The sequence below is a fragment of the Mesorhizobium sp. M0051 genome, from assembly GCF_040323235.1.
In the GTDB taxonomy this organism is placed as follows: Bacteria; Pseudomonadota; Alphaproteobacteria; order Rhizobiales; family Rhizobiaceae; genus Mesorhizobium.
Genome location: NZ_JAMYUT010000016.1, coordinates 104754 through 125177 on the forward strand (window position 1 = coordinate 104754; position 20424 = coordinate 125177).

The following is a 20424-nucleotide window of genomic DNA, read 5'->3' on the forward strand; positions in this document are numbered from 1 at the left end:
CTCCTCAGCTTGCGATGTGCGATTTCTGTGCGGCGATGCAGAGCTCGACCATCGCGCGGTCGGCGGAGAGTATCTCGGCGATCAGCGCGCCGCGCTCCTTGGCGCTGACAAATTCGAGGCGCCGCAGGCCGAGCGGGTCGATGCGATTGCGCAGAACAGCGAGCGCATCGCTGGAAGGCAGCGGAACCTCCCGGCAATCGGCGTCGAAGGTCACCGCAAACCCGGTGGCGTCGCGGATCTGCTGCTGCATGACGCCGGGCATGGTCTCGATGACGATCAATTCCCGGGATGTCCGGTCGAGCCGAAAGACGCAGAGATCGGTGAACACCAGCGCCTGGCCGGTGCGATAGCCCATCGGCTCTCGCTCCTCCGGTGTCAGCAGCCCGCGGGCGGAACTCACGATCTCCACCTCATCCACCAGCGACTGGACCGAATGCCGAGGAATGTAGAGCAAATAGTCGCGGTGCATGTTGGCGACATCGGCCATGCCGCCTTGCCCTGGCAACCGTATCAGGCCGCCGCTCGGTTTGCGCAGCGCGATGGTGTTGACGCGGCCGCGTCGGTCGACCTGCGCCGCGCCAACGATCTCATGCGTCACCGCACCTGCCTGATAGTAAGTCGAGTAAGTGTCGTCGCCGCCGGCATGCGTCACCGCCGTCTCGCAATCAAGGCTTTCGATCAGCGACAGGATCATCGGGCTCGGCGCTATGTCGAGATGGCCGCAGCTCATCGTCGCGATGATCATGTCGGGCGCATGCGTCGCCTTGGCCAACCGGTAGGCGACGTTGGCCAGCGGCGAGACAGCGCCGGCGCTGGCAAAACTCTCATTGTCGAGTTCGGCGGCGATGCGGGCGGCAATGATCTCGTCGATGGATGCTTTCTCCGCATCATGAGCGAGCGCCGGCATTGCGAGGGCCGTTTTGGCGCGAACCTTCGCAGCCCTTTGCAGCGGCTTCGGCACGCCATCGGAGGGCAGCCGCAGACTGTCCGCCAAGGGCGTTTCCCGGGCCGCCAATGCCTGCGACAGTGCCTGATAATCGGTGACATAGAATGGCAGGCACGAGGCCGGCCAGGCACCGCCCGGCATAAGCGCTATGGCCGAAACCTGGTTGCGGGTCAACACGCTCTGGCGCCCGTCTTGCCGCAGCGCCCCGACCGGGACGATTTCCTCGACCGTGACCAGCACCTTGCGCGCCGCGCCCGCCATCGCGAAGTCCAATGCGCGCGGGCCGATGACCTGAACATTGCCGTTTTCATCCGCCCGCTGTGCGTGGACGACAAACGCATCGAGCCTCAGCGGCGGGATAAATCCCATATCTGTTCCGGCAATCGGATCGGGCATGGCGCTCGCACCCGGCAAACGCGACAGCATGTCCGACCCTTCCGGAAGCTGGAACGGCATGGACGGCAGATTCTGCTGTGCCGCCCGCAGCGCCTGGATCATGGCCAGAGCCGTCCAATCGCGAACCGGTATCGCCTCGCTTTCGGCGGCGGCACGGAATCTTGGTGGCAGGCCGAAAATATCGAGGCTGGAAAAGCAGAGGTCGATTTCCGCCGCCGCACCCGCTTCGAGCAGCAGTTCGAGCGGCAAGCCGCCGGCCCAGCAGACGTAACGCAAATCCTTGACGCCCGACTGGGCTATCGCGCGCAGCAATGCAATCGGCAACCGAGCGAAATGGTGACCGCCGACGCCAAGCGAGTCGCCTTGTCGGACCATCGCGGCCAGCCCTTCGATATCAGTGAAGCGCGGCCGGTTCGACTTGACCAGGGACATTGCGGCACGATCATTCACAGCGCGGACGCCTCGATGCGGTAGCGGGTCACAAACGGCTTTTCGGTTGAGAATTCCAGCGCCGTCGCAACGCCGGATTGGGCCATGGGATTGCCGGCCAGCGCAAGCATCGTGCCTAGCCGCTGGACGGTCAGCGCGCAGGTCTTCACGGCCCAGCCTTCTTTGTAGTGCTCCTGTCGGCGAACTCCTTGACCCGCTGCTGGCCGATCTCGCTGCGATAGAGGTCGCCCAATATGCCGCGCTCCATGGCGAGGCCTGAGGCCAGGTCGCCCGAAACGGCATGCAACGTCAGCGCCTTCAACCCTTCGATCGCGGCGGCTGGCTCGGCGGCAATTATCTCAGCCAATTCCAGCGCGCGCGGCATCAGCCTGTCGACATCGACGACCTCGTTGACAAGGCCGGCAGCGACGAATTCAGAGGCCGGTACGATGGCGCCGGTCATCAGCAGAAGGTTGGCACGGTTGCGGCCGAGCTTGGCGACGCTACGTTGCGTGCCGCCGCCGCCGGGAACCAGCCCGAGCTTAATCTCCGGCAGACCGAGCTTCGCGAACTGGTTGGCGATCACGATGTCGCAGCACAGCACCAGTTCCATGCCGCCGCCGAGGGCAAAGCCGTTGACCGCCGCGATCACCGGTTTGCGGTTGTTCTCGATCGCCGCGTACATGCGCATGCCGGCAGCCTGGAACGTGTCGAACTCGGCGGCGGTCTGCGCGGCGTATTCCTTGATATCGGCGCCGGCCATGAAGCCGCGACCTTCGCCGGTCACCACGATCGCTCCCACGCCCGCATCGCTGGACAGCGCCTCGAACGCGTCGGTGATCTCACCTTGCATGATCCGATTCATGGCGTTGAGCTGGTCGGCGCGGCGGAAGGTGACGACCGCGACACAGCCAGAAATTTCGACCGTGAGTGTCCGGTAGAAGCGCATCGTCAGGCCGCGTCCACGGTCATGTCGCCGGACGCCTCCAGTGCTGCGATTTCCTCGTTGGAAAGGCCGAACTCGGCCAGGATCTCGCGGCCATGCTGGCCGACCAGTGGCGCCGGCCGCTCGATGGTCGCGGGCGTCTCGCTCATCTTGACCGCGGGTGCCACCACCCGCACCTTGCCGCCGCGCGGATGATCATAGCTGGTGATCATGCCCATATGCTTGACCTGCGGGTCTTCGGCCGCGCGGCGGATATCCTTCACCTCGGCGCACCAGACGTCTACCGCCAGCAGCCGTGCCAGCAGATCCTGCGTGGCGAATTTCTTCGTCTCCGCATTGACCTTCTCGAACACCTCGTCGCGCTTGTCGAACAAGGTCTTGAGGTCGTCATAGACGGCAAGCTGCGGCGCCTCCAGCACCTCGTACAGCGTCTTGAACGGGCTCATAGCGATCGAAATGTAGCCGCCGTCCTTCGCCTCGTAGATGCCGAACGGCGCCTGCATGCCGGGATGGCCGATGCCGGAATTGGGCCGGACAAAGTCCTCGCCGAGGTTGAGCACGGCGACATATTCCTGATTGAGATGCGCCAGCAGGCCGGCCAGCAGATTGACCTCGATCCTCTGACCTCTGCCGGTCTTCTCGCGATAGTAAAGCGCCGACAGGATGCCGTAGACCATGTTCATGGCGCCGATCTGGTCGGCGAGCCCGGCGCCGGCCGGGACCGGCGCCTGGTCGCCGCGGCCGGTGTTGGCAATCAACCCGGCTAGCCCCTGGATCAGCATGTCCTGGCCGGGGCGCTCGACATAGGGTCCTTCCTCGCCATAGCCTGAACCCGAACAATAGATGATGCGCGGGTTGACAGCCCTAAAGTCCTCATAGCCATAGCCGAGCTTGGCCAGCACGCCGGGGCGGAAATTCTGCACCACCACGTCGGCGGTCTTGGCCATCTCCATGAGGATGGCGTGCACCTTGCGGCTCTTCAGGTTGAGCGCGATCGAGCGCTTGTTGCGGTTCCAGGCGAGGAAATTCGGGCTCTCGGAGCCGCCCACCCATTTGGCGAAGAAGGTCATGCCACGGAACATGTCGCCGGCGCCGGCACGCTCGACCTTGACGACGTCGGCGCCCATGTCGCCGAGCAGCTGTGTGGCGAACGGCCCCTGCAGCAAATGGCTGAAATCGAGGATGCGGACGCCTTCGAGGGCCTTGTTCATTTCAAATCTCGTTTCGTGTTTTCAAAGCAGTTCGGGAACATAGCGCGGTGCGGCGGTCAGTCCGCCATCCACACGCAAATCGGTGCCGGTGGTGAAGCCCGCGGCATCGGAGGCGAGATAGACGGCGGCTTCGGCCACTTCGGAAGGTTCGCCTATGCGGCCGAGCGGATGCATCTTGACCCAAGCCTTGGCCAAGTTGCCGCCGATCTCCTTGATCAGTCTGTCGTTCATCGGCGTGTTGATGGTGCCCGGCGAGATCGAATTGACGCGGATGTTCACGGGGCCGAACTCGACTGCCATTTGGCGCGTCATCGCCATCACCGCGCCCTTGGCACCGGCATAGGCGGTCCAGCCATCAAGCCCGATGTGCCCCTGTGCGGAGGCCATGTTGATGATCGAGCCGGACTTCTGCGCGATCATGTGCGGCAGCGCGTATTTGCAGCCGTGAAACACGCTGGTCAGGTTGACCGCGATCAGCCGGTGCCACTGCTCATCGGTCATCTCGTGCACCGGCATGCCGCCAATGGCGATGGCGGCATTGTTGACCAGGATGTCGAGGTGCCCGGTCTTCTTGACGGCGCTGTCGATGAGGCCGGCAATGTCGGCCCCTTGAGAGACGTCGCAATGCACGTAATCGGCCTGACGGCCGGCGGCGCGAAGTGCGGTCGCGAATTCCTCGCCCGCGCCGTCGGCTATGTCGCCGAGGAAAACATGCGCGCCTTCGCGCGCCATCGCTTCAGCGATCGCGTGCCCGATGCCGTCGGCAGCACCGGTGATGACGGCGGTTTTCCCTTCGAGACGGGCCATGTCAGCCTCCATTCGCGCGCCGGCGTTTCGCCTCGTCGAAGGCGACCGCGGCGATGATGATCATGCCGGTGATGACCAGCTGCCATTCGGTCGGCAGGCCGAGCCCGCGCAGGCCGTTGGACAGGAACTGCAGGATCAGCACGCCCAGCGCCATGCCGGTCAGGCTGCCGATGCCGCCGGCAAGGCTGACCCCACCGAGCACTGTCGCGGCAACGACCTGGAATTCGAAATTGAGCCCCGCCGTATGCTGCGCCGAGCCGACGCGCGCGGCGAGAATAATGCCCGCGACCGTCGCCAGCAGTGAGCTGATGATGAAGCAGATGAACTTGACGCGCCGCACATCATAGCCAGCCAGCCGCGCCACTTCCTGATTGCCGCCGACGGCATAGATCTGCCGCCCGAACGGCCGATGCTGCATCATGTAGGCGAAGGCGCCGAGCAGGACGATGGCGATGACAGCCGAATAGGGGATGGTGTTGAACAGGCGGCCATCCGACAGAGCGATAAAGCTGTCGAGGCTGGCATCGTCCGGGATGGCGCGCTGGCCGGTATAAAGATAGACACCGCCGCGCATGATGAACATCGTGCCCAAAGTCACGATCAGCGAGTTGATGCCGGCATAAGCGGTGAGATAGCCGTTCACCACGCCGATGATCAGGCCGAACAGCAGCGCGCCACCGATGCCGAGCCACAGCGAGTTGGTGTCGTTCATGATGATGATCAGCGGCAGGGCAATGGTCGCGACCAGCGAGCCGATCGAGATGTCGACCTCGCCGGAAATGAACACGATGGCACAGCCAATGCCGGCGATCAGCGGCAGCGACGCCTGGCCAAGCACGTTGGTCAAATTGCGCACGGAGAAGAAATTCTCGACCGTGAAGGAAAAGAACGCCAGAACCAGGATAAGGCAGACAAGCAGTGCCAGTTCCTGTCGGGCAACGAGACGCACCAGCATGGATGGTTGGGCCTTTGCGGGGGCCGTGGCTGCAAAGCTCATCGCGTGCTCCCTTCGAGGTGGGGCTGATCGCTTGATGTCGTCATCTTACCCGATCGCCGCATTGAGGATCTTCTCCTGTGTGGCTTCCTCGCGCGACATGATCACGGTCAGGCGGCCTTCGCACATCACCGCGATCCGATCCGCAAGTCCGAGCAGCTCCGGCATCTCGGACGTCATCATGACCACCGCCAGGCCTTCGCCGGCGAGCCGGTCGATCAGCGCGAAGATTTCCGACTTGGCACCGACATCGATGCCGCGCGTCGGCTCGTCGACGACGATCACTTTCAGGCCCCGCATCAGCCAACGCGCGATCAGCACTTTCTGCTGATTGCCGCCCGACAGGTTCTTCACCTGCTGGAACAGGCTGGGCGTCTTGATGCGGAAACGGTCGACATAGTCCTGCACCGCCTTGTGTTCCTTCGCCTTGTCGACGAACCCCAGGCGGGCGAAAGCACCGAGCGAGGCCAGGCTTGCATTCTGGTAGACAGGCAGTTCGCCCATCAGCCCTTCGCTCTTGCGGTCCTCGGTGAGCAGGCCGATGCCGAGCTTGACGCCGGTGCGCGTATCGTGCGGCACGAGCCGGCTGCCGTCGACGGTGATCGTACCCGCGGTGATCGGGTCATAGCCGACGATCGCCTTGGCGAGTTCGGTGCGGCCCGCGCCCATCAAGCCGAAGAAGCCGAGCACCTCGCCGGCTCGCGCCTCGAAGGAGACGTCGGACAGCTTCTTCGCCGTGCTGAGGTTCTCCACCGACAAGGCAACCCTGCTGCCGGCCGGGCCACGCTGGCGGGGAAACAGATTGTCGATGCGCCGACCGATCATGTCCTGGATCAGCGTGTCGTTGGTGTGCTCGCCGATCGGCCTGGTCGAGATGTGGCGCCCATCACGCAGCACGGTCACCGTGTCGGCGATCTCGAAAACCTCGTCGAGCTTGTGGCTGACATAGACCACCGCGATGCCAAGGCTGGCCAGCCGGCGGATGACTGTGAACAGTAGCGAAACCTCGTTCGGCGTCAGCGAGGACGTCGGTTCGTCCATCACCACGACGCGGGCTTCATGGGCGAGCGCACGCGCGATCTCGACCATCTGCTGCTGGCTGACCGGCAGCGATCCCGTGCGTGCCGCCGGATCGACGTTGAAGCCGATGCGGTTGAACAGTGCGGCGGAATCGGCGCGAATCTTCTTCCAGTCGATCGAGCCGGCTCTGCCGGTCGGATAGCCTTCCAGGAAGATGTTCTCGGCAACGGTGAATTCGGAGATCAGCGCGATCTCCTGAAACACGACCTTGATGCCTTCCTTCAAGCTGTCGCGCGGCGACTTGATGTCGACCTCGTGCCCGCGCATGCGGATGGTGCCGGCATCCTTGCCGTAGACACCAGCCATGATCTTGATCAGCGTCGACTTGCCGGCGCCGTTCTCGCCCATCAAGGCATGGATCTTGCCGGGCTCCAGGCTGAAGTCGACATTGTCGAGCGCCACGACGCCGGGGAAGCGCTTGTCGATGCCGCGCAGTTCGAGCGCCGGCACACTGGTGTCGATGGCCCCGCCTTCGCCAGGGTGAAGGAAATCAACGGACATTGGCTTTGTTCCGGATGATGTCGAGATAGGTTGCGAGGATGATGACGACGCCCGGCACCACCATCTGCAGGTCCTGGTTCCAGCCGAGAATGATGATGCCGTTGTCGATCACCTTCAGCACCAGCACGCCGAGCAAGGTGCCGAACAGCGATCCACGGCCGCCGAGCAGGCTGGTGCCGCCCAGGATGACGGCAGCAATGACCGTCAGTTCGAAGCCTCGGCCGGCGGTCGGCTGGCCGGCATTCATCAGCGACGACAGGATCATGCCGGCAACGCCGACGCAGAGCCCGGTGAGGACGAAGGCAAACAGCTTGAGGCGCTCGGACCGAAGGCCGGACAGGCGCACCGCCTTTTCATTGGCGCCAACCGCATAGAGGTAGCGGCCGAGCGTGGTGAAACGCAGCGTCACATAGGCGACCACGAAGATCAGCGCCGCCAGAATGACGGGGACCGGCACCGCGCCGACATAGCCGGCGCCGAGATCGGTGAAGCTCGCGAGCTGGTTGTGGTTCTGCACCGCCTCGCGCGTGAACAGATAGACGCCGCCTTGCAGCATCATCATCGTGCCGATGGTGGCGATCAGCGAGTTGACCCGGAGCCTGGTGACGACCAGCCCATTGAACAGGCCGACCCCGCCGGCAAAGGCAAGGGCCGCCAGCAAGCCGAGCGTGAGGCTATGGGTAGAATTGAGCACCGCCATGCCGATGCAGCCGACGAAGGCGAGTGACGCGCCGACCGACAGATCGACCTCGGCGGTGATGATGAGCATGGTCATGCCCGAGGCAACGATCAGCACCAGCGCGCATTGGCGCAGAATGGCGATGATGTTGGCCTCCGAATAGAATTGCGGCGCCGCGATCGAGATGGCGATGCACAGCACCGCCAGGATGACACCCAGCACAAGCTGGCTGCTGCCCAGCAGCTGTCCGCCGACAAAGCGCTTCGGCGCGGAGGCGTGTGTAAGCTCGCTCATCTCAATCCATTCGGGCCGCTATGGTTCAGGCGCCCTTCCCGCACTGCGGGAAGGGCAAAGTCAGCCAGCTTTATTTCTTCAGGTCGGCGGAGGTCTTCATGCACTTTGCCGGCGGCTGCAGTGCGTTGACGGCATCCCATTTGATGGTGCGGGTGGTGCCGTCGTAATCATAGAACTTCTTCCAATCCTCGCCGTTCATTGGTGCGGTCGGGCTGACGATATGCTCCGGCACTTCCTCGTTGTTGAAGAGCTTGACCGCAGCATCGATTGCCGTGAAGCCTTCCTTTTCCGGGAACATCGCGGCCTCGATGCGATACGACGGCTCGTTCTGCATCGCGTTGATGAAGGCAAGCCCCTCGCCGCCGGTGCCGACGGTCAACAGGCCATCCTGCGACTTGCCGGCCGCCTTCCAGGCCTGCAGGCCGCCCAGCGACGACGAATCGTTGATGCCGTAGATGATGTTGATGTCGGCGTTCTTGGCGAGTGCCGCCGAAGACACTTCGAGCGCTCGGTCGGGATTGCCGCCGCCGTCAAGGTCGTGGACCATGACCGCGTCAGGGATGACGGTCTTCAGCCCGTCCATGAAGCCGTGCGAGCGCAGCACCGTGGCGGAGAGCAGCGGCAGGCCGACATTCATCACCTTGGCAACGCCGCCGAGCTTTTCCTTGGCATATTTGCCGGCTTCGACGCCGGAAAAATAGCCAGTGTCATAGTCGCAGATGGCGACCATCGTGGTCATGCCCTTGACCGGATTGCCCTCGAGCACCACAGGAATGTTGGCGGCTTTGGCCTGGCGCAGCAGCGGTACCACACCTTCTTCATTCACCGGCGTGATGATCAGCACATCGACGCCCTTGGCGATGAAGTCTTCGGCTGCAGCGACCTGCTTGGATATGTCGAGGTTGGCGTCCTGCACCTCGACCTCGATGCCGAGTTCCTTCCCGTGAGCCTTCATGCCTTTGATGACGTTCTGGTACCATTCATGGGTGGCGTAATTGGTGACGTAGCCGATGCGCTTCGGCATGTTCTCGGCATGTGCGGCCGCCGCGCCCATGGCCAGCACGGCCGCGGATGCAAACAGGATTGACTTGGACCAGTGCATTTTCTTCTCCCAGGTTTATCGCTTTTGTTAATCGCTGAACGGATAGCCCCGCCGTTCCGGGTCGGCACGTAACGAAGAGTTGGATTCCCCCCAGCCGAGCTCCGCCGATATCTTCTCGGCGGCTGCCCGGGTGCGTTCGAAGATGGTTTGCCGGTCGAACCGTGCGGCCTTCTGCGGCAGCAGCGGGACCGTGAGTGCGGCGATGACGGCGCCGGTGTGATCGCGCACCGGCATGGAGATGTTGGTGCAGGCTTCGACGGCCAACGAGGCACGCATCTCGTAGCCGAGCCTAGCCACCTCGTTCAGCCGTGCTTCGATTTCGGCCCGCGTGCCCTGTCCTTCGCCGGCGGTCACGATGCGATCGACAATGCGGTCGCGCTCGGCCCGGTTCGAATGGGCGAGCAAGACCGCGCCTGAACTGGTTTCGAGGATCGGGAAATGCGAGCCCAAGGCAACCGAGTAGCGCATCGGCAGTGGTGAATCGATCTGCAGCACCACCAGCGCGTTCTGGCCTTCGCGCACCACGAGGTGGCAACTCTGATCGGCATTGGCGGTCAGCTCGCGCATCACCGGCAGCGCGCATTCGACCAGCCGGTTCACCGGCGGGTGCATGTGCGCCAATTCGAACAGCTTCAGCGACAGGCGGAAGCGGTCGGACTGCGTGCGAAAGATATAGCCGCGCTTTTCCAGCAGGAGCAGGATGCGGTAGATTTCGTGAATGGAGCGTCCGAGGCCGGCCGCGATCTCGGTCTGGGTCAGCGTTTCGGCGCTGGCTGCCATGAACTCAAGGACGTCGAGCGCCTTGTCTACCGCAGGCACACGATAGCCGTTGCGGCCGCTTTCGCTGTCGTCGAGCGTCTCGGCAATACTGGCGGCCATCACGCAATGCTCCGTTCCGGTTGCCTGGTTTCGCGGTAGAGGCGATTCACATGGTCTGCTAGTTCGGCCGCCGAAATGTCGCCGGCGATGGCGGCGGCCGCATGCGGCGCGCATTCGCGGAAGAAGCCGATGAAGCCAGGATGCGTCGGACGCAGATAGGACGAGCTGATCGTCGCAAGCGTCGAGTTGAAGAAATTGCCGCAGAGATGATTGACCTCGACATCTTTCCAGGCCGCCAGCGATCCCGGCTGTCCGCCCGACTTCACATAGTCGCCGCGCTGGTACTCGGGCGAACACAGGAACACCGAGTAGTCGATCGCGGCCTGCTTGTGTTTCGACCGGGCGCTGACGCCGATACCGGCACCGCCGAGCAAGGCTCCGGCAGAACGCGGCGTCGGCACGTCGGCAAAACGCAGACATGGCCTGTCGGTCCTGGAGGCATAGTTCACATAGCCGAATGCGAAAGGCACATAGACCACGTCGTCATGCGCGATCATGTGGTCACAGCAGCGTATCGGGTTCCATTTTGCTGAGTTCGGATGCGACAGCGCCGCGAGCTCTCGCAATTGAGCGACAGCCTGCTCGACCATCTCCCTGGCAATGAATTGTTCACCGTTCTCCTGTGGGCGGCCAAGCGTCAGAAGCATGCACATGGCATCCGTCGGGACCGACGGCAGGCCGAGCCACTTGCCGTTCTTGCGGGCGCGCCGACCAAGCTCGACCACCTCGTCATGTGTGCGCGGCACCAGCCCGTAACGCTCCAGGAGATCCGGGCGATAGGACGCGACCTGACAAGCGGCATCGATGGGCAACGCCCATTGGCGTCCGTTTCTTGCGTAGGAACGCCAGGACGCACCGACCGAATCGTGTTCGAAGAAACGGATTTGTTCGGCCGACAAATAGGCGTCGAACGGCACCATCAGCTCATCCTCCGCGATGTCTCCGATGAAGGGGTGGTCGAACACGACCAGATCGTAAGTGCCGAGCACCGGCCCGAGGGCACCCTCGCCGAATTCATAGAGGCTGCGGCGGTCCCATTCGATTTCAAGGCCTGGATTGCCAGCGCAATACGGCGCCACGCTGGCGTCGAGCGGACCCCAGCAACGTCGATGATCCCACGCAAGACCGCGCAGTCTTGTCATCTCAGGCAATTCCTCCCTGGAACCGAGCATGTCCGCCCGGCCCGCAGTCGTAGCAGGTATTTTCACATAGACAAGTAACTTTTACATATGCAAAGGGCAGTTCGCCTCCTGACAGCTTCAAGCCAGTCCGAACCGCTCGACGGCGCGCATGATGCCACGCAGCTCGGCGAGGCCTTTCAGCCGGCCGATCAGCGAATAGCCGGGATTGATCCTGGTCTTGCCGATATCGTCGGCGAGCAGGTGGCCGTGGTCCGGCCGCATCGGAATGCGCCAGTCGGCGCGGCCCTCGTTGCGGCGCCGCGCCTCTTCCTGCATCAGAGCGAGGATGACATGCGCCATGTCGGTGCCGCCCTCGAGATGCTCGGCCTCATAGAACGAGCCGTCATCCTCGATGGTGATGTTGCGCAGATGGACGAAATGGATGCGATCAGCGAATTCCTTGACCATGGCGACGATGTCGTTGTCGGCGCGCGTGCCGTAGGAGCCGGTGCAGAACGTCAGACCATTGGCGGGGCTGTCGACGGCGTTGAGGATGAAACGCGCATCCTCGGCGGTCGACACGATGCGGGGCAGGCCATAGAGCGAGAAGGGCGGGTCGTCGGGATGGATGCACATGCGCACCCCCTCCTCTTCGGCGACCGGTATGATCTCGCGCAGGAACCAGGCAAGGTTGTCGCGCAATTCCTTCGGCCCGATCGCATCGTATTCCGCTAGGGCCTCGCGAAAACTGTCCCTGTTGTAGCTGCGCTCGGTCGCCGGCAGGCCGGCGATCAGGTTGCGCTCGATCCTGTCGATCGCCTCGCTGCTCAGTTCCTTCAGCCGCGCTTCCGCCTCGGCGATGCGGGCGGCACTGTACCCGGCCTCGGCATTGCTGCGCTTCAGCACGAACAGGTCGTAGGCCGCGAAATCGATCGCGTCGAAACGCAGCGCATAACCGGTCGTCGGCAGCCGATAGGCCAGGTCGGTGCGGGTCCAGTCGACCACGGGCATGAAATTGTAGCAGACCGTCGCGATGCCGGCCTTGGCAAGCGCGCGGATCGTGTCACGATAATAGCCGGCGTAACGCTCGCGTTCCGGTGCGCCGATCTTGAACGAATTATGGACCGGGATGCTCTCGACAACCGACCATGTCAGGTCAGCGGCCTCGATGATCCGCTTGCGCTCCAGAATGCTCTCAAGCGGCCAGGCGCGGCCATCATAGATGTCGTGCAAGGCCGATACGATGCCGGTCGCGCCCGCCTGCTTGACATGATCGAGTGTTACCGGGTCGTTCGGTCCATACCAACGCCAGCACTGTTCCATGAAGCCTCCTCAATGTCAGGTGGGCGACATTATTGTTGGACCACACACCTGTCAACACGCTGAATTCTTCTTGAATCAACCGATGGCGGGATCCTTTTTCGACCTTTCGCCGGGTGCCGATTGATTTCCCATCCGTTTCAGCCTAGCCTTGGTCCAACAAATAAGAAGGAACAAAGCCTTGGATCAAGAAGTGGCGGACGATGCCGGGGCCAGCAGTTCGGCGGTCGACCAGACGGTGCGGCAGATCCTCGACCTCATTCGAAACCGCGCCATGTCCGTGGGCGACGTGCTGCCCACGGAGCGGGAACTTGGCGAGCTGTTCGGCGCCAGCCGCAACACGATACGCGAGGCGCTGCGCACCATCCGCACGTACGGACTGATCGATCCCAAGCCGCGTGTCGGCGCAGTGCTGGCCGACCGCCAGAATGTCGCTATCCAGAACTTTTTCGCCGCTCAGATGGATATTTCAAGGACCTCTTTTCACGACATACAGGGGTTTCGCCGCATCATCGAGTTGGGCATCGGCGACCATATCGTCCTTAATGCGAGCACCGCCGAACTCGACGCCCTGGACGAAGTCAACGGCCTGATCGAAGCCAGCAAGGATGTCCAGGAAGCCGCGCAGCGCGATTTCGATTTCCACCTGGCGCTGATGAAGCTCGCCGGCAACCGCATGCTGGTGCAGACCTATCAGTTCCTGTCGCCGGTCATCCTGCACATCATGACCGTCGGCAAATCGATCCGGCCGGTGCTGAGCGAAACACGCCAAGCCCATGGCGAGATCATTGCGGCTTTGCGGGCGCGCGACCGCATCGCCTACAGCTACCTGATGAGCCGGCATCTCGATTCCGGCCTGCGCTTCGTCCCCGACGACCTCGAAAACGCCCGCACCTCGCCGGCGCTACCGGACCCTTCCAAGGATTTGCATCATGTCTGACTTTGAGAACAAGGTTGCGCTGATCACCGGCACGACCGGCATCGCGCTCGCCACCGCGAAGCGTCTGGCGCAGGGAGGTGCTGCGATCGTCGCCTGCGGTATCGATGTGGCAGCCAATGCTGCCATGCAGGAAAGCCTCGTCCGAGCCGGAGCGAATGCGCTGGTGCAGACGGTGGACGTTTCCGTTTCCGACCAGGTTCGCGACGCGGTCGCGGCGGGCGTCAAGCGGTTTGGCGGCCTCGACGTCATCGTCAATTCCGCGGCGGTTCATCCCTACGGAACGGCGACGACGACCGACTGGGAGACCTGGAACCGGGCGATGGCGGTCAATGTCGGTTCGATCTATCTGACCGCCCATTTCGGCATCCCGGAAATGATCAAGCGTGGCGGCGGCGCCATCGTCAACGTCGCTTCGGTGCAGGGCTTCGCCTGCCAGCAGGACGTCGCCGCCTATGCCACGACCAAGGGCGCCATCCACACGCTGACGCGATCGCTGGCGCTCGACTACGCGGCGGCAGGCATCCGGGTCAATTCGGTCAGCCCAGGCTCGATCCGTACGCCGATACTCGAGAAGGCCGCACGCGGCGACAATGGCAGCGATGCCGATGTCGAAGAGGCCTACCGGCGCTTTGGCGCGGCCCATCCGCTTGGCCGTATCGGCGAGCCGGAGGAGGTGGCGGAGTTGATCGCCTTCCTGTGCTCGTCGAAGGCCGGCTTCTGCACCGGCGCGGACTACAGAATAGATGGCGGCCTGACCGCCGGCATCGGCGTGAAGTAAGGCCGTGAAGATCGGCCTTGGCCTTTACCGGGAGTCGCTGACCCCTGATAATTTCCGCTTTGCCCGCCAGGCAGGCGCCACCCACATCGTTGCCCACCTCACCAACTATTTTCGCGGCCGCGATCCTTCGCTGTCTGCCGGCAGCGATGCCGAGGGTTGGGGCGATTGCTCAATCGATGAGCTGTGGGATTACGAGGATTTCATCGGTCTGGTGAAGACCGTGCGCGACAACGGTCTCGAGATCGCCGCGATCGAAAATTTCTCGCCGCGTTTCTGGTCGGACGTGCTGCTCGGCGGTCCTGACAGGGCAAAACAGATCGAAGGCTTGAAGCGCCTTGTTCGCGATGCCGGACGTGCCGGTATTCCCTGTATCGGCTACAACTTCTCGATCGCCGGCGTCTGGGGCTGGTCGCGCGGCCCATTCGCTCGGGGCGAGGCGATGTCGGTGGGGCTCGATCTCGCTGCCATCGATCCCGATATGCCCCTCCCCGACGGCGTGGTCTGGAACATGCGCTACCGTGCCGGCCGGCCGAATGCCGAGCCGGTGAAGGTCAGCAGCGACGAGCTTTGGCAGCGGCTCGATGTCTTCCTTCGCGAGATCATACCGGTGGCCGAAGAAGCTGGCATTGTGATGGCGGCGCACCCCGACGATCCGCCGGCCGAAGCGCTGCGTGGTACCGCACGGCTCGTCAACCTGCCGCAGAAATATGACCGCCTGATGGGGATCATCGACTCGCCGTCCAATGGGCTGGAGCTCTGCCTCGGCTCGCTGCAGGAGATGCCCGGCACCGACGATATCTACGGACACGTCAGGCGCTTCGCACGCAGCAAACGCATCGGCTATGTCCACTTCCGCAACGTGCGTGGCAAGGTTCCGAACTATCACGAAACCTTCGTGGACGACGGCGATATCGATATGGCCGAAATCGTCCGTATCCTGCGCGATGAACATTATGACGGCGTGATGATCCCCGACCATACGCCGGAGATGTCCTGCGACGCGCCCTGGCACGCCGGAAAGGCCTTTGCCTTGGGCTACATGCGCGCGCTGGTCCAGAACGCTGCTGCGCTGGGGCCTTCACGGACCGCCCAAGCCAGCAAGATCCGAACGAAAGCCTCATGATAAAATCGACGCGCCTTTATGATCCCAACCTAGTGAGATCTACGGCGCGTCCCCACCCACGTGTTGAGGGCGAACTGATGGCGACCTGAGTGCCCATGGCGCGCTGGTCAACGGCTTCGCTCGCGACCCGGGACGGCGTCCGCCGCTCCGAACCGGAAACGCCGCCAAAAATACCGTCAGCACCCATCCTCAGAATCTCGACACCTATGCGAACGGGCAAGATCAAGCGGCATGAACGCCCTTTGATCGTCCCGCTCGCCGACAGCACGATCTATGAGAAGGAGACCTCCCATAGCCAAGTGAGAGATGAGCACCGGTGCACTGATCTAGGTCCCCGTGCAACTCACCTTGACCGCTGCGGAATTACACTTGGATCTCACGCAGTTCGCCGAGCCAGCCTTCTGTTCGGCAAAGAGCGCTGGCCGCCATCCGTGAGCTCAAGCGTGCGGTCACGTCGTTCGAATAGCCCCAGGCTTTCCTCAAGCCCGATCACACGCCGCTACAAGGTCGCCGTCGGTCGACCGCTTTTCCGCTTGGCCGAAAAGCACCGACGGATAAGGCGACAATTACGAAATTGGCGACGCTGGAAGGGCCATCCGGGTGTCTCTCCAGCGAGACAGACCGTCTTATTTCGATGACTTATGGCTCGGATTTCGAACGCATACCTTCTGCCAAGAAGGAGAACCTACATGATCCAATCCGCTGATCTCAAGCGCGGGGCTTCCACATCCGAGCCGCTTGCCCCCGGCCGCGCCTTACGTCTTCAAACATATGGCGGCCCCGAATCCCTGACAGTCGATAGCGTATCCGCGCCCGAGCCGGGTCCGGGCGAGGTCTTGGTGTCGGTCAAGGCCACCGCGGTAAACGGCATCGACTGGAAAATCCGTGAAGGCTACCTCCGCGAGCGCTTCAAGCTGACCCTGCCCGCGACACTTGGCATCGAAATGGCCGGCGTCGTGCTTCGGACCGGCCCCAGCGTCACGGGCGTGAAGCCCGGGGATCGGGTTATGGCCGCCCTCGGTGGCGTCGGGGCCTACGCCGACCATCTCGTCATCAACGCCGAGAAGCTCGTCCTGACTCCGTCAGCCCTGTCGGACGTTGAGGCAGCGGCCATTCCCGTCGCGGCGATGACAGCCTGGCATGTCATTCAGGTCGCGGATTTCGACCTCTCCGGACGGCGGGTGCTGATCCATGGCGCAGCCGGCGCCGTGGGCGGCTTTGCCATCCAGTTCGCCAAGGCGGCCGGAGCGACCGTCTTTGCCACGGCCTCGACCAATAGCCTGCCGCATGTCCGGGCCCTCGGCGCGGATGAGGTGATCGACTACCGGCAGCAGAACTTCGAGCTGCTTGCGCGCGACATCTATTTCGTCGTCGACCTCGTCGGCGGTGAGGTCGTGGACCGCTCCTGGGCACTCCTGTCGCCCGACGGCCTTCTCGTAAGCATCGCCGCTATGGACCTCGCATCGCGTACGCCGCCAGGCCGCCGCGGCGTCTTCTTATCGAACAAGCCCGACACCGCGCGCCTGTCCGCGATCGCCCAGCAGATCGCCCTCGGCGCCCTGCGATCGACGATCGCCGACGTGGTGGGTTTCGATGATTTGGCTTCCGCAATCGAGCGCAATCGCACCGGCCACGCACCCGGCAAGATCGTCGCTGACTTCACCCGCTGATCACCAAGTTTTCAACTTTCAAGGAGTTTATCATGACGACGATCTGGAATCCGGTCCGCGTGGGCCAAATGAACCTGCCCCACCGCCTGGCCTTGGCGCCGATGACCCGCAGCCGAGCCGAGTTCAACGGCGTACCGGGCGAGCACGCCGCCGAATACTACGCCCAGCGCGCCTCGCTGGGCCTGCTGATAACCGAAGGTGTGCAACCCTCGGCCGATGGCCAGGGCTATTTCGCGACGCCGGGGATCCATGCGCCCGAACATGTCGCCGGCTGGCGCAAGGTCACCGATGCGGTTCACGCAAAAGGCGCGAGGATCTTCCTGCAGCTCATGCATGTCGGCCGCATGTCGCACCCGGACAACACGCCGCATCACCGTCAGCCCGTCGCCCCATCGGCCGTCGCGCCCGGTGAGCAGATGTTCACCGCGAGCGGCATGCAGCCCATCCCCGAGCCGCGCGCGCTGACGACCGAGGAAGTCGCCGCCACGGTGCAGGATTTCCGGCGGGCCGCGCGGCTGGCTATCGATGCCGGCGCCGACGGCGTCGAGATACACGGCGCCAACGGCTATATCGTCCACCAGTTCTTTGCGCCGAACGCCAATCACCGGACCGACGCCTATGGCGGGCCGATCGCTAACCGCATTCGGTTCGCCGTCGAAGTGGCGCAGGCTGTCGCCGATGAGATCGGCGCCGATCGCACCGCTATCCGCCTTTCGCCAGGCCTGCCTTTAGGCGGGCTCGATGAAGGTCCGGAGAGTCCTGCGCTCTATCGCGAACTGGTCGCCGCGCTGGCACCTCTGAAGCTGGCCTATCTCCACCTGATGTATGGCGGGGGCGACGAGCTCCTCGCCGACATCCGCCGTGCCTGGCCCACGATCCTGATGGTGCTGCGGCTTGGGCGCACGCGCGAAGCCCTGGACCAGGACATCGTCTCGGGCCAGGCAGACATGACCTCGATCGGCCGTTGGGCTTTGGCCAATCCCGACTTCGTCGAGCGTCTGCGGTTGGGCGCGCCCGTCAACGAGCCCGATCCATCCACCTTCTATGGCGGTGGCGCGGCCGGCTACACGGACTATCCGCGGCTGGCGGGCTGACGCATCGGCTGCTGTGGTTCATCGGACTGCAGCAGCCACCTACTGGCGGTCGTCGCTTGCGTTATCGGATCATGCTGACCATGCGACATGGGTGATGGCGTTGGCCGACAGTAAGGTAATTGTGGCGGCTTCAGATCCGAATGAACGCTGCCAATTCGTCGGGAGTGCCTTTGGGAAACGCTTCCCCCAGATGGTCGATGAAGGCGGAAACGCGGGCATTCAACAGGCGCCGCGACGGGTAGAGTGTCCACAGGGCCGCATCCGGACCATCTACGTCCCCCCAATGCACCAGCGTGCCGGCGGCCAGATCATGACTCACGAGCGATACCGGCAACCGTGCCGCACCCACGCCCATGACGACCGCATCGCGAACCATGATGAGCGACGACAGGCTGAGCACCGGGGTGAACGCGATCGTCGTCGGTCCCGTGTCCGGTTTGATATTCCACAACGAGACTCCTCTGTCCGAGCTCCGCACGACAGCCGGAGCGGCGTCTCCGTCTTGCGGTCTCGCCACTTGCGGGCTCGCCACGATCACAAGCCGATCACGCATGAAGACCCGTCCCACCAGGCTTTCATCGGAACGCGGATTGACGCGAATGGCCAGGTCATACCCTTCTTCGACCATGTCGACTGCGCGGTCTTCGGTCGTGACTTCGAGGATAACGTCGGGATATTTGAGCGAGAAGCCTGCCGCCAGCTTACCCATCGCAAGTTGAGAGAAGAGCAACGGTGCACTGATCCGCAAATTTCCACGCGGTTCCCGGTCTCCCGACGCAATCGCTGCGGCCGTCTCCTCCACTTCCGTCAGCAAGCGACTGGTTCGCTCATGCAGGTCCTTTCCCTCCTGCGTGAGCTTCAGGGCACGCGCTCCGCGCTCGAACAGGCGTAGGCCCAGGCTATTCTCCAGTTCTGCGGCGCGCCGCGAGAGCGTCGCCTTGGGGCGCCCTGTGGCGCGCGCGGCTCGCCCGAATCCACCATGACGTGCAACCAGATTGAAGTCGGCTAGGGCGAGCAGGTCCATGTGTTCCACCAGTGAGACGGGGTGTCTACAAATGGCAGCTTCCGGTGCGTTTGTGGACTCCTAAATAAGCGCTAGCGATTTGATAAAAGCAGGAGTGACCACATGACCATTCTCGTTACCGGTGCAACCGGAACCGTCGGCCGCAATGTCGTCGAGCAACTCGTCAAGCGCGGCGCTAATGTGCGCGCGCTCGTCCGCGATCCCTCGAAGGCCAATTTGCCAGCCGCCGTTGCCCTCGCCGAAGGCGACCTGCTTGACATCGATGCGCTGCGCACGGCCTTCTCGGGCGTTTCCACCCTGTTCTTGCTCAACGCCGTGGTGCCCGACGAGTTTACCCAGGCGCTGATCGCCCTCAATCTGGCCCGTGAGGCCGGGATCGAGCGGATCGTCTATCTGTCCGTGCTTCACAGCGACATCTACGTGAACGTGCCGCATTTCGCCGGTAAGTTCAGTGTCGAACGCATGCTGGAGCAGCTGGGCTTCAACGCCACCATCCTGCGGCCGGCATACTTCATCAACAACGATTATTCGGTGAAGGACGTGGTGCTCGGTCACGGTGTCTATCCTACGCCGATCGGCGACAAAGGCATCGCCTTGGTCGACGCGCGCGATCTCGGCGAGATCGCAGCCATCGAGCTCGTTCGCCGTGCGCAGGCAAGTGAGCCGCTTCCCCTCGAGCGGATCAATGTCGTTGGTCCCGACACGCTGACCGGCACCGATATCGCCGCCATCTGGTCGGAAGCTCTCGGGCGGACGATCCACTACGGCGGCAATGACACCGCTGCGTTCGAGCAAAACCTCCGAAATTACGCACCGAGCTGGATGGCGCTCGACATGCGTCTCATGGCCGAGCTCTTCCTTGTGGTTGGCATGGTCCCTGAGGCAGGAGATGTTGATCGCCTGACAGGCATGCTGGGTCGCCCGCTACGCTCCTATCGCGACTTCGCAGCCGAGATCGCAGCGTCGGCCTGATGAGTGCGCGCCGCGGCGGGCGGCGAACCGTCGCTCCCCATCGCTCTGCCGCCAGCATGCGGCCCTCGCGCCGGTTACGATACGGCGCGCCATTCGCGGATTGAACGACACCGCACCA

19 protein-coding genes are annotated in these 20424 nt (G+C 63.3%); 6 read left to right on the forward strand and 13 right to left on the reverse strand.

What is annotated here, in order from left to right:
- Positions 1–4: 4 nt before the first annotated feature.
- The 12 genes from NKJ90_RS18125 to uxuA form a co-directional block, all read right to left on the reverse strand.
- Positions 5–1792 carry a CoA-transferase gene (locus NKJ90_RS18125; protein ID WP_023756759.1) on the reverse strand — a complete coding sequence of 596 codons (1788 nt, stop codon included), beginning with the start codon at positions 1790–1792 and terminating at the stop codon, positions 5–7.
- Positions 1789–1941: a hypothetical protein gene (locus NKJ90_RS18130; protein ID WP_023756760.1), complete on the reverse strand. Its 153-nt coding sequence runs from the start codon at positions 1939–1941 to the stop codon at positions 1789–1791. Before NKJ90_RS18130 ends, NKJ90_RS18125 begins: the two co-directional genes overlap by 4 nt.
- Positions 1938–2720, reverse strand: a complete 783-nt coding sequence (locus NKJ90_RS18135) for an enoyl-CoA hydratase/isomerase family protein (RefSeq protein ID WP_023756761.1) — start codon at positions 2718–2720, stop codon at positions 1938–1940. Before NKJ90_RS18135 ends, NKJ90_RS18130 begins: the two co-directional genes overlap by 4 nt.
- A gap of 2 nt (positions 2721–2722) precedes the next feature.
- On the reverse strand, positions 2723–3928 hold the full coding sequence (locus tag NKJ90_RS18140; protein WP_023756762.1) for a CaiB/BaiF CoA transferase family protein: 1206 nt from the start codon (positions 3926–3928) through the stop codon (positions 2723–2725).
- 21 nt (positions 3929–3949) lie between these two features.
- Complete coding sequence (locus tag NKJ90_RS18145; RefSeq protein WP_023756763.1) at positions 3950–4735, reverse strand: SDR family NAD(P)-dependent oxidoreductase; 786 nt, start codon at positions 4733–4735, stop codon at positions 3950–3952.
- 1 nt (position 4736) lies between these two features.
- Positions 4737–5732 (reverse strand): ABC transporter permease, encoded by a 996-nt coding sequence (locus NKJ90_RS18150; protein WP_023756764.1) that lies wholly within the window; start codon positions 5730–5732, stop codon positions 4737–4739.
- A gap of 45 nt (positions 5733–5777) precedes the next feature.
- Positions 5778–7310, reverse strand: coding sequence for a sugar ABC transporter ATP-binding protein (locus NKJ90_RS18155; RefSeq protein ID WP_023756765.1), 1533 nt, complete (start codon positions 7308–7310; stop codon positions 5778–5780).
- Entirely contained in the window at positions 7300–8283 is a 984-nt protein-coding gene (locus NKJ90_RS18160) for an ABC transporter permease (protein ID WP_031259451.1), read from the reverse strand. Before NKJ90_RS18160 ends, NKJ90_RS18155 begins: the two co-directional genes overlap by 11 nt.
- 70 nt (positions 8284–8353) lie before the next feature.
- Positions 8354–9385 (reverse strand): sugar ABC transporter substrate-binding protein, encoded by a 1032-nt coding sequence (locus NKJ90_RS18165; protein WP_023756767.1) that lies wholly within the window; start codon positions 9383–9385, stop codon positions 8354–8356.
- Positions 9386–9412: 27 nt separating this feature from the next.
- A complete protein-coding gene (locus NKJ90_RS18170) occupies positions 9413–10264 on the reverse strand; it encodes an IclR family transcriptional regulator (protein ID WP_352486437.1) in 852 nt (283 codons plus the stop codon).
- Positions 10264–11406 (reverse strand): extracellular solute-binding protein, encoded by a 1143-nt coding sequence (locus NKJ90_RS18175; RefSeq protein WP_023756769.1) that lies wholly within the window; start codon positions 11404–11406, stop codon positions 10264–10266. The genes NKJ90_RS18170 and NKJ90_RS18175 overlap by 1 nt, the downstream gene beginning before the upstream one ends.
- Before the next feature lie 117 nt (positions 11407–11523).
- On the reverse strand, positions 11524–12708 hold the full coding sequence (gene uxuA / locus NKJ90_RS18180) for a mannonate dehydratase (RefSeq protein ID WP_023756770.1): 1185 nt from the start codon (positions 12706–12708) through the stop codon (positions 11524–11526).
- Between the two features lie 178 nt (positions 12709–12886).
- Between uxuA and NKJ90_RS18185 the strand changes: the two genes are divergently transcribed.
- The 5 genes from NKJ90_RS18185 (at position 12887) to NKJ90_RS18205 (ending at position 18310) form a co-directional block, all read left to right on the forward strand.
- Entirely contained in the window at positions 12887–13645 is a 759-nt protein-coding gene (locus NKJ90_RS18185; protein WP_023756771.1) for a FadR/GntR family transcriptional regulator, read from the forward strand.
- Positions 13638–14423 (forward strand): SDR family NAD(P)-dependent oxidoreductase, encoded by a 786-nt coding sequence (locus NKJ90_RS18190; protein ID WP_023756772.1) that lies wholly within the window; start codon positions 13638–13640, stop codon positions 14421–14423. The genes NKJ90_RS18185 and NKJ90_RS18190 overlap by 8 nt, the downstream gene beginning before the upstream one ends.
- A 4-nt stretch (positions 14424–14427) precedes the next feature.
- On the forward strand, positions 14428–15546 hold the full coding sequence (locus tag NKJ90_RS18195) for a mannonate dehydratase (RefSeq protein ID WP_023756773.1): 1119 nt from the start codon (positions 14428–14430) through the stop codon (positions 15544–15546).
- 689 nt (positions 15547–16235) lie between these two features.
- Entirely contained in the window at positions 16236–17216 is a 981-nt protein-coding gene (locus NKJ90_RS18200; protein WP_023756774.1) for an NADP-dependent oxidoreductase, read from the forward strand.
- Between the two features lie 32 nt (positions 17217–17248).
- Positions 17249–18310: an alkene reductase gene (locus NKJ90_RS18205; protein WP_023756775.1), complete on the forward strand. Its 1062-nt coding sequence runs from the start codon at positions 17249–17251 to the stop codon at positions 18308–18310.
- A 130-nt stretch (positions 18311–18440) separates the two neighbouring features.
- Here NKJ90_RS18205 and NKJ90_RS18210 read toward each other — a convergent pair whose 3' ends face one another.
- Positions 18441–19334, reverse strand: a complete 894-nt coding sequence (locus NKJ90_RS18210) for a LysR family transcriptional regulator (protein ID WP_023756776.1) — start codon at positions 19332–19334, stop codon at positions 18441–18443.
- A 102-nt stretch (positions 19335–19436) separates the two neighbouring features.
- Here NKJ90_RS18210 and NKJ90_RS18215 point away from each other — a divergent pair, with 102 nt between their 5' ends.
- On the forward strand, positions 19437–20306 hold the full coding sequence (locus NKJ90_RS18215) for an NmrA/HSCARG family protein (RefSeq protein ID WP_023756777.1): 870 nt from the start codon (positions 19437–19439) through the stop codon (positions 20304–20306).
- The last annotated feature ends 118 nt before the right edge of the window (positions 20307–20424 follow it).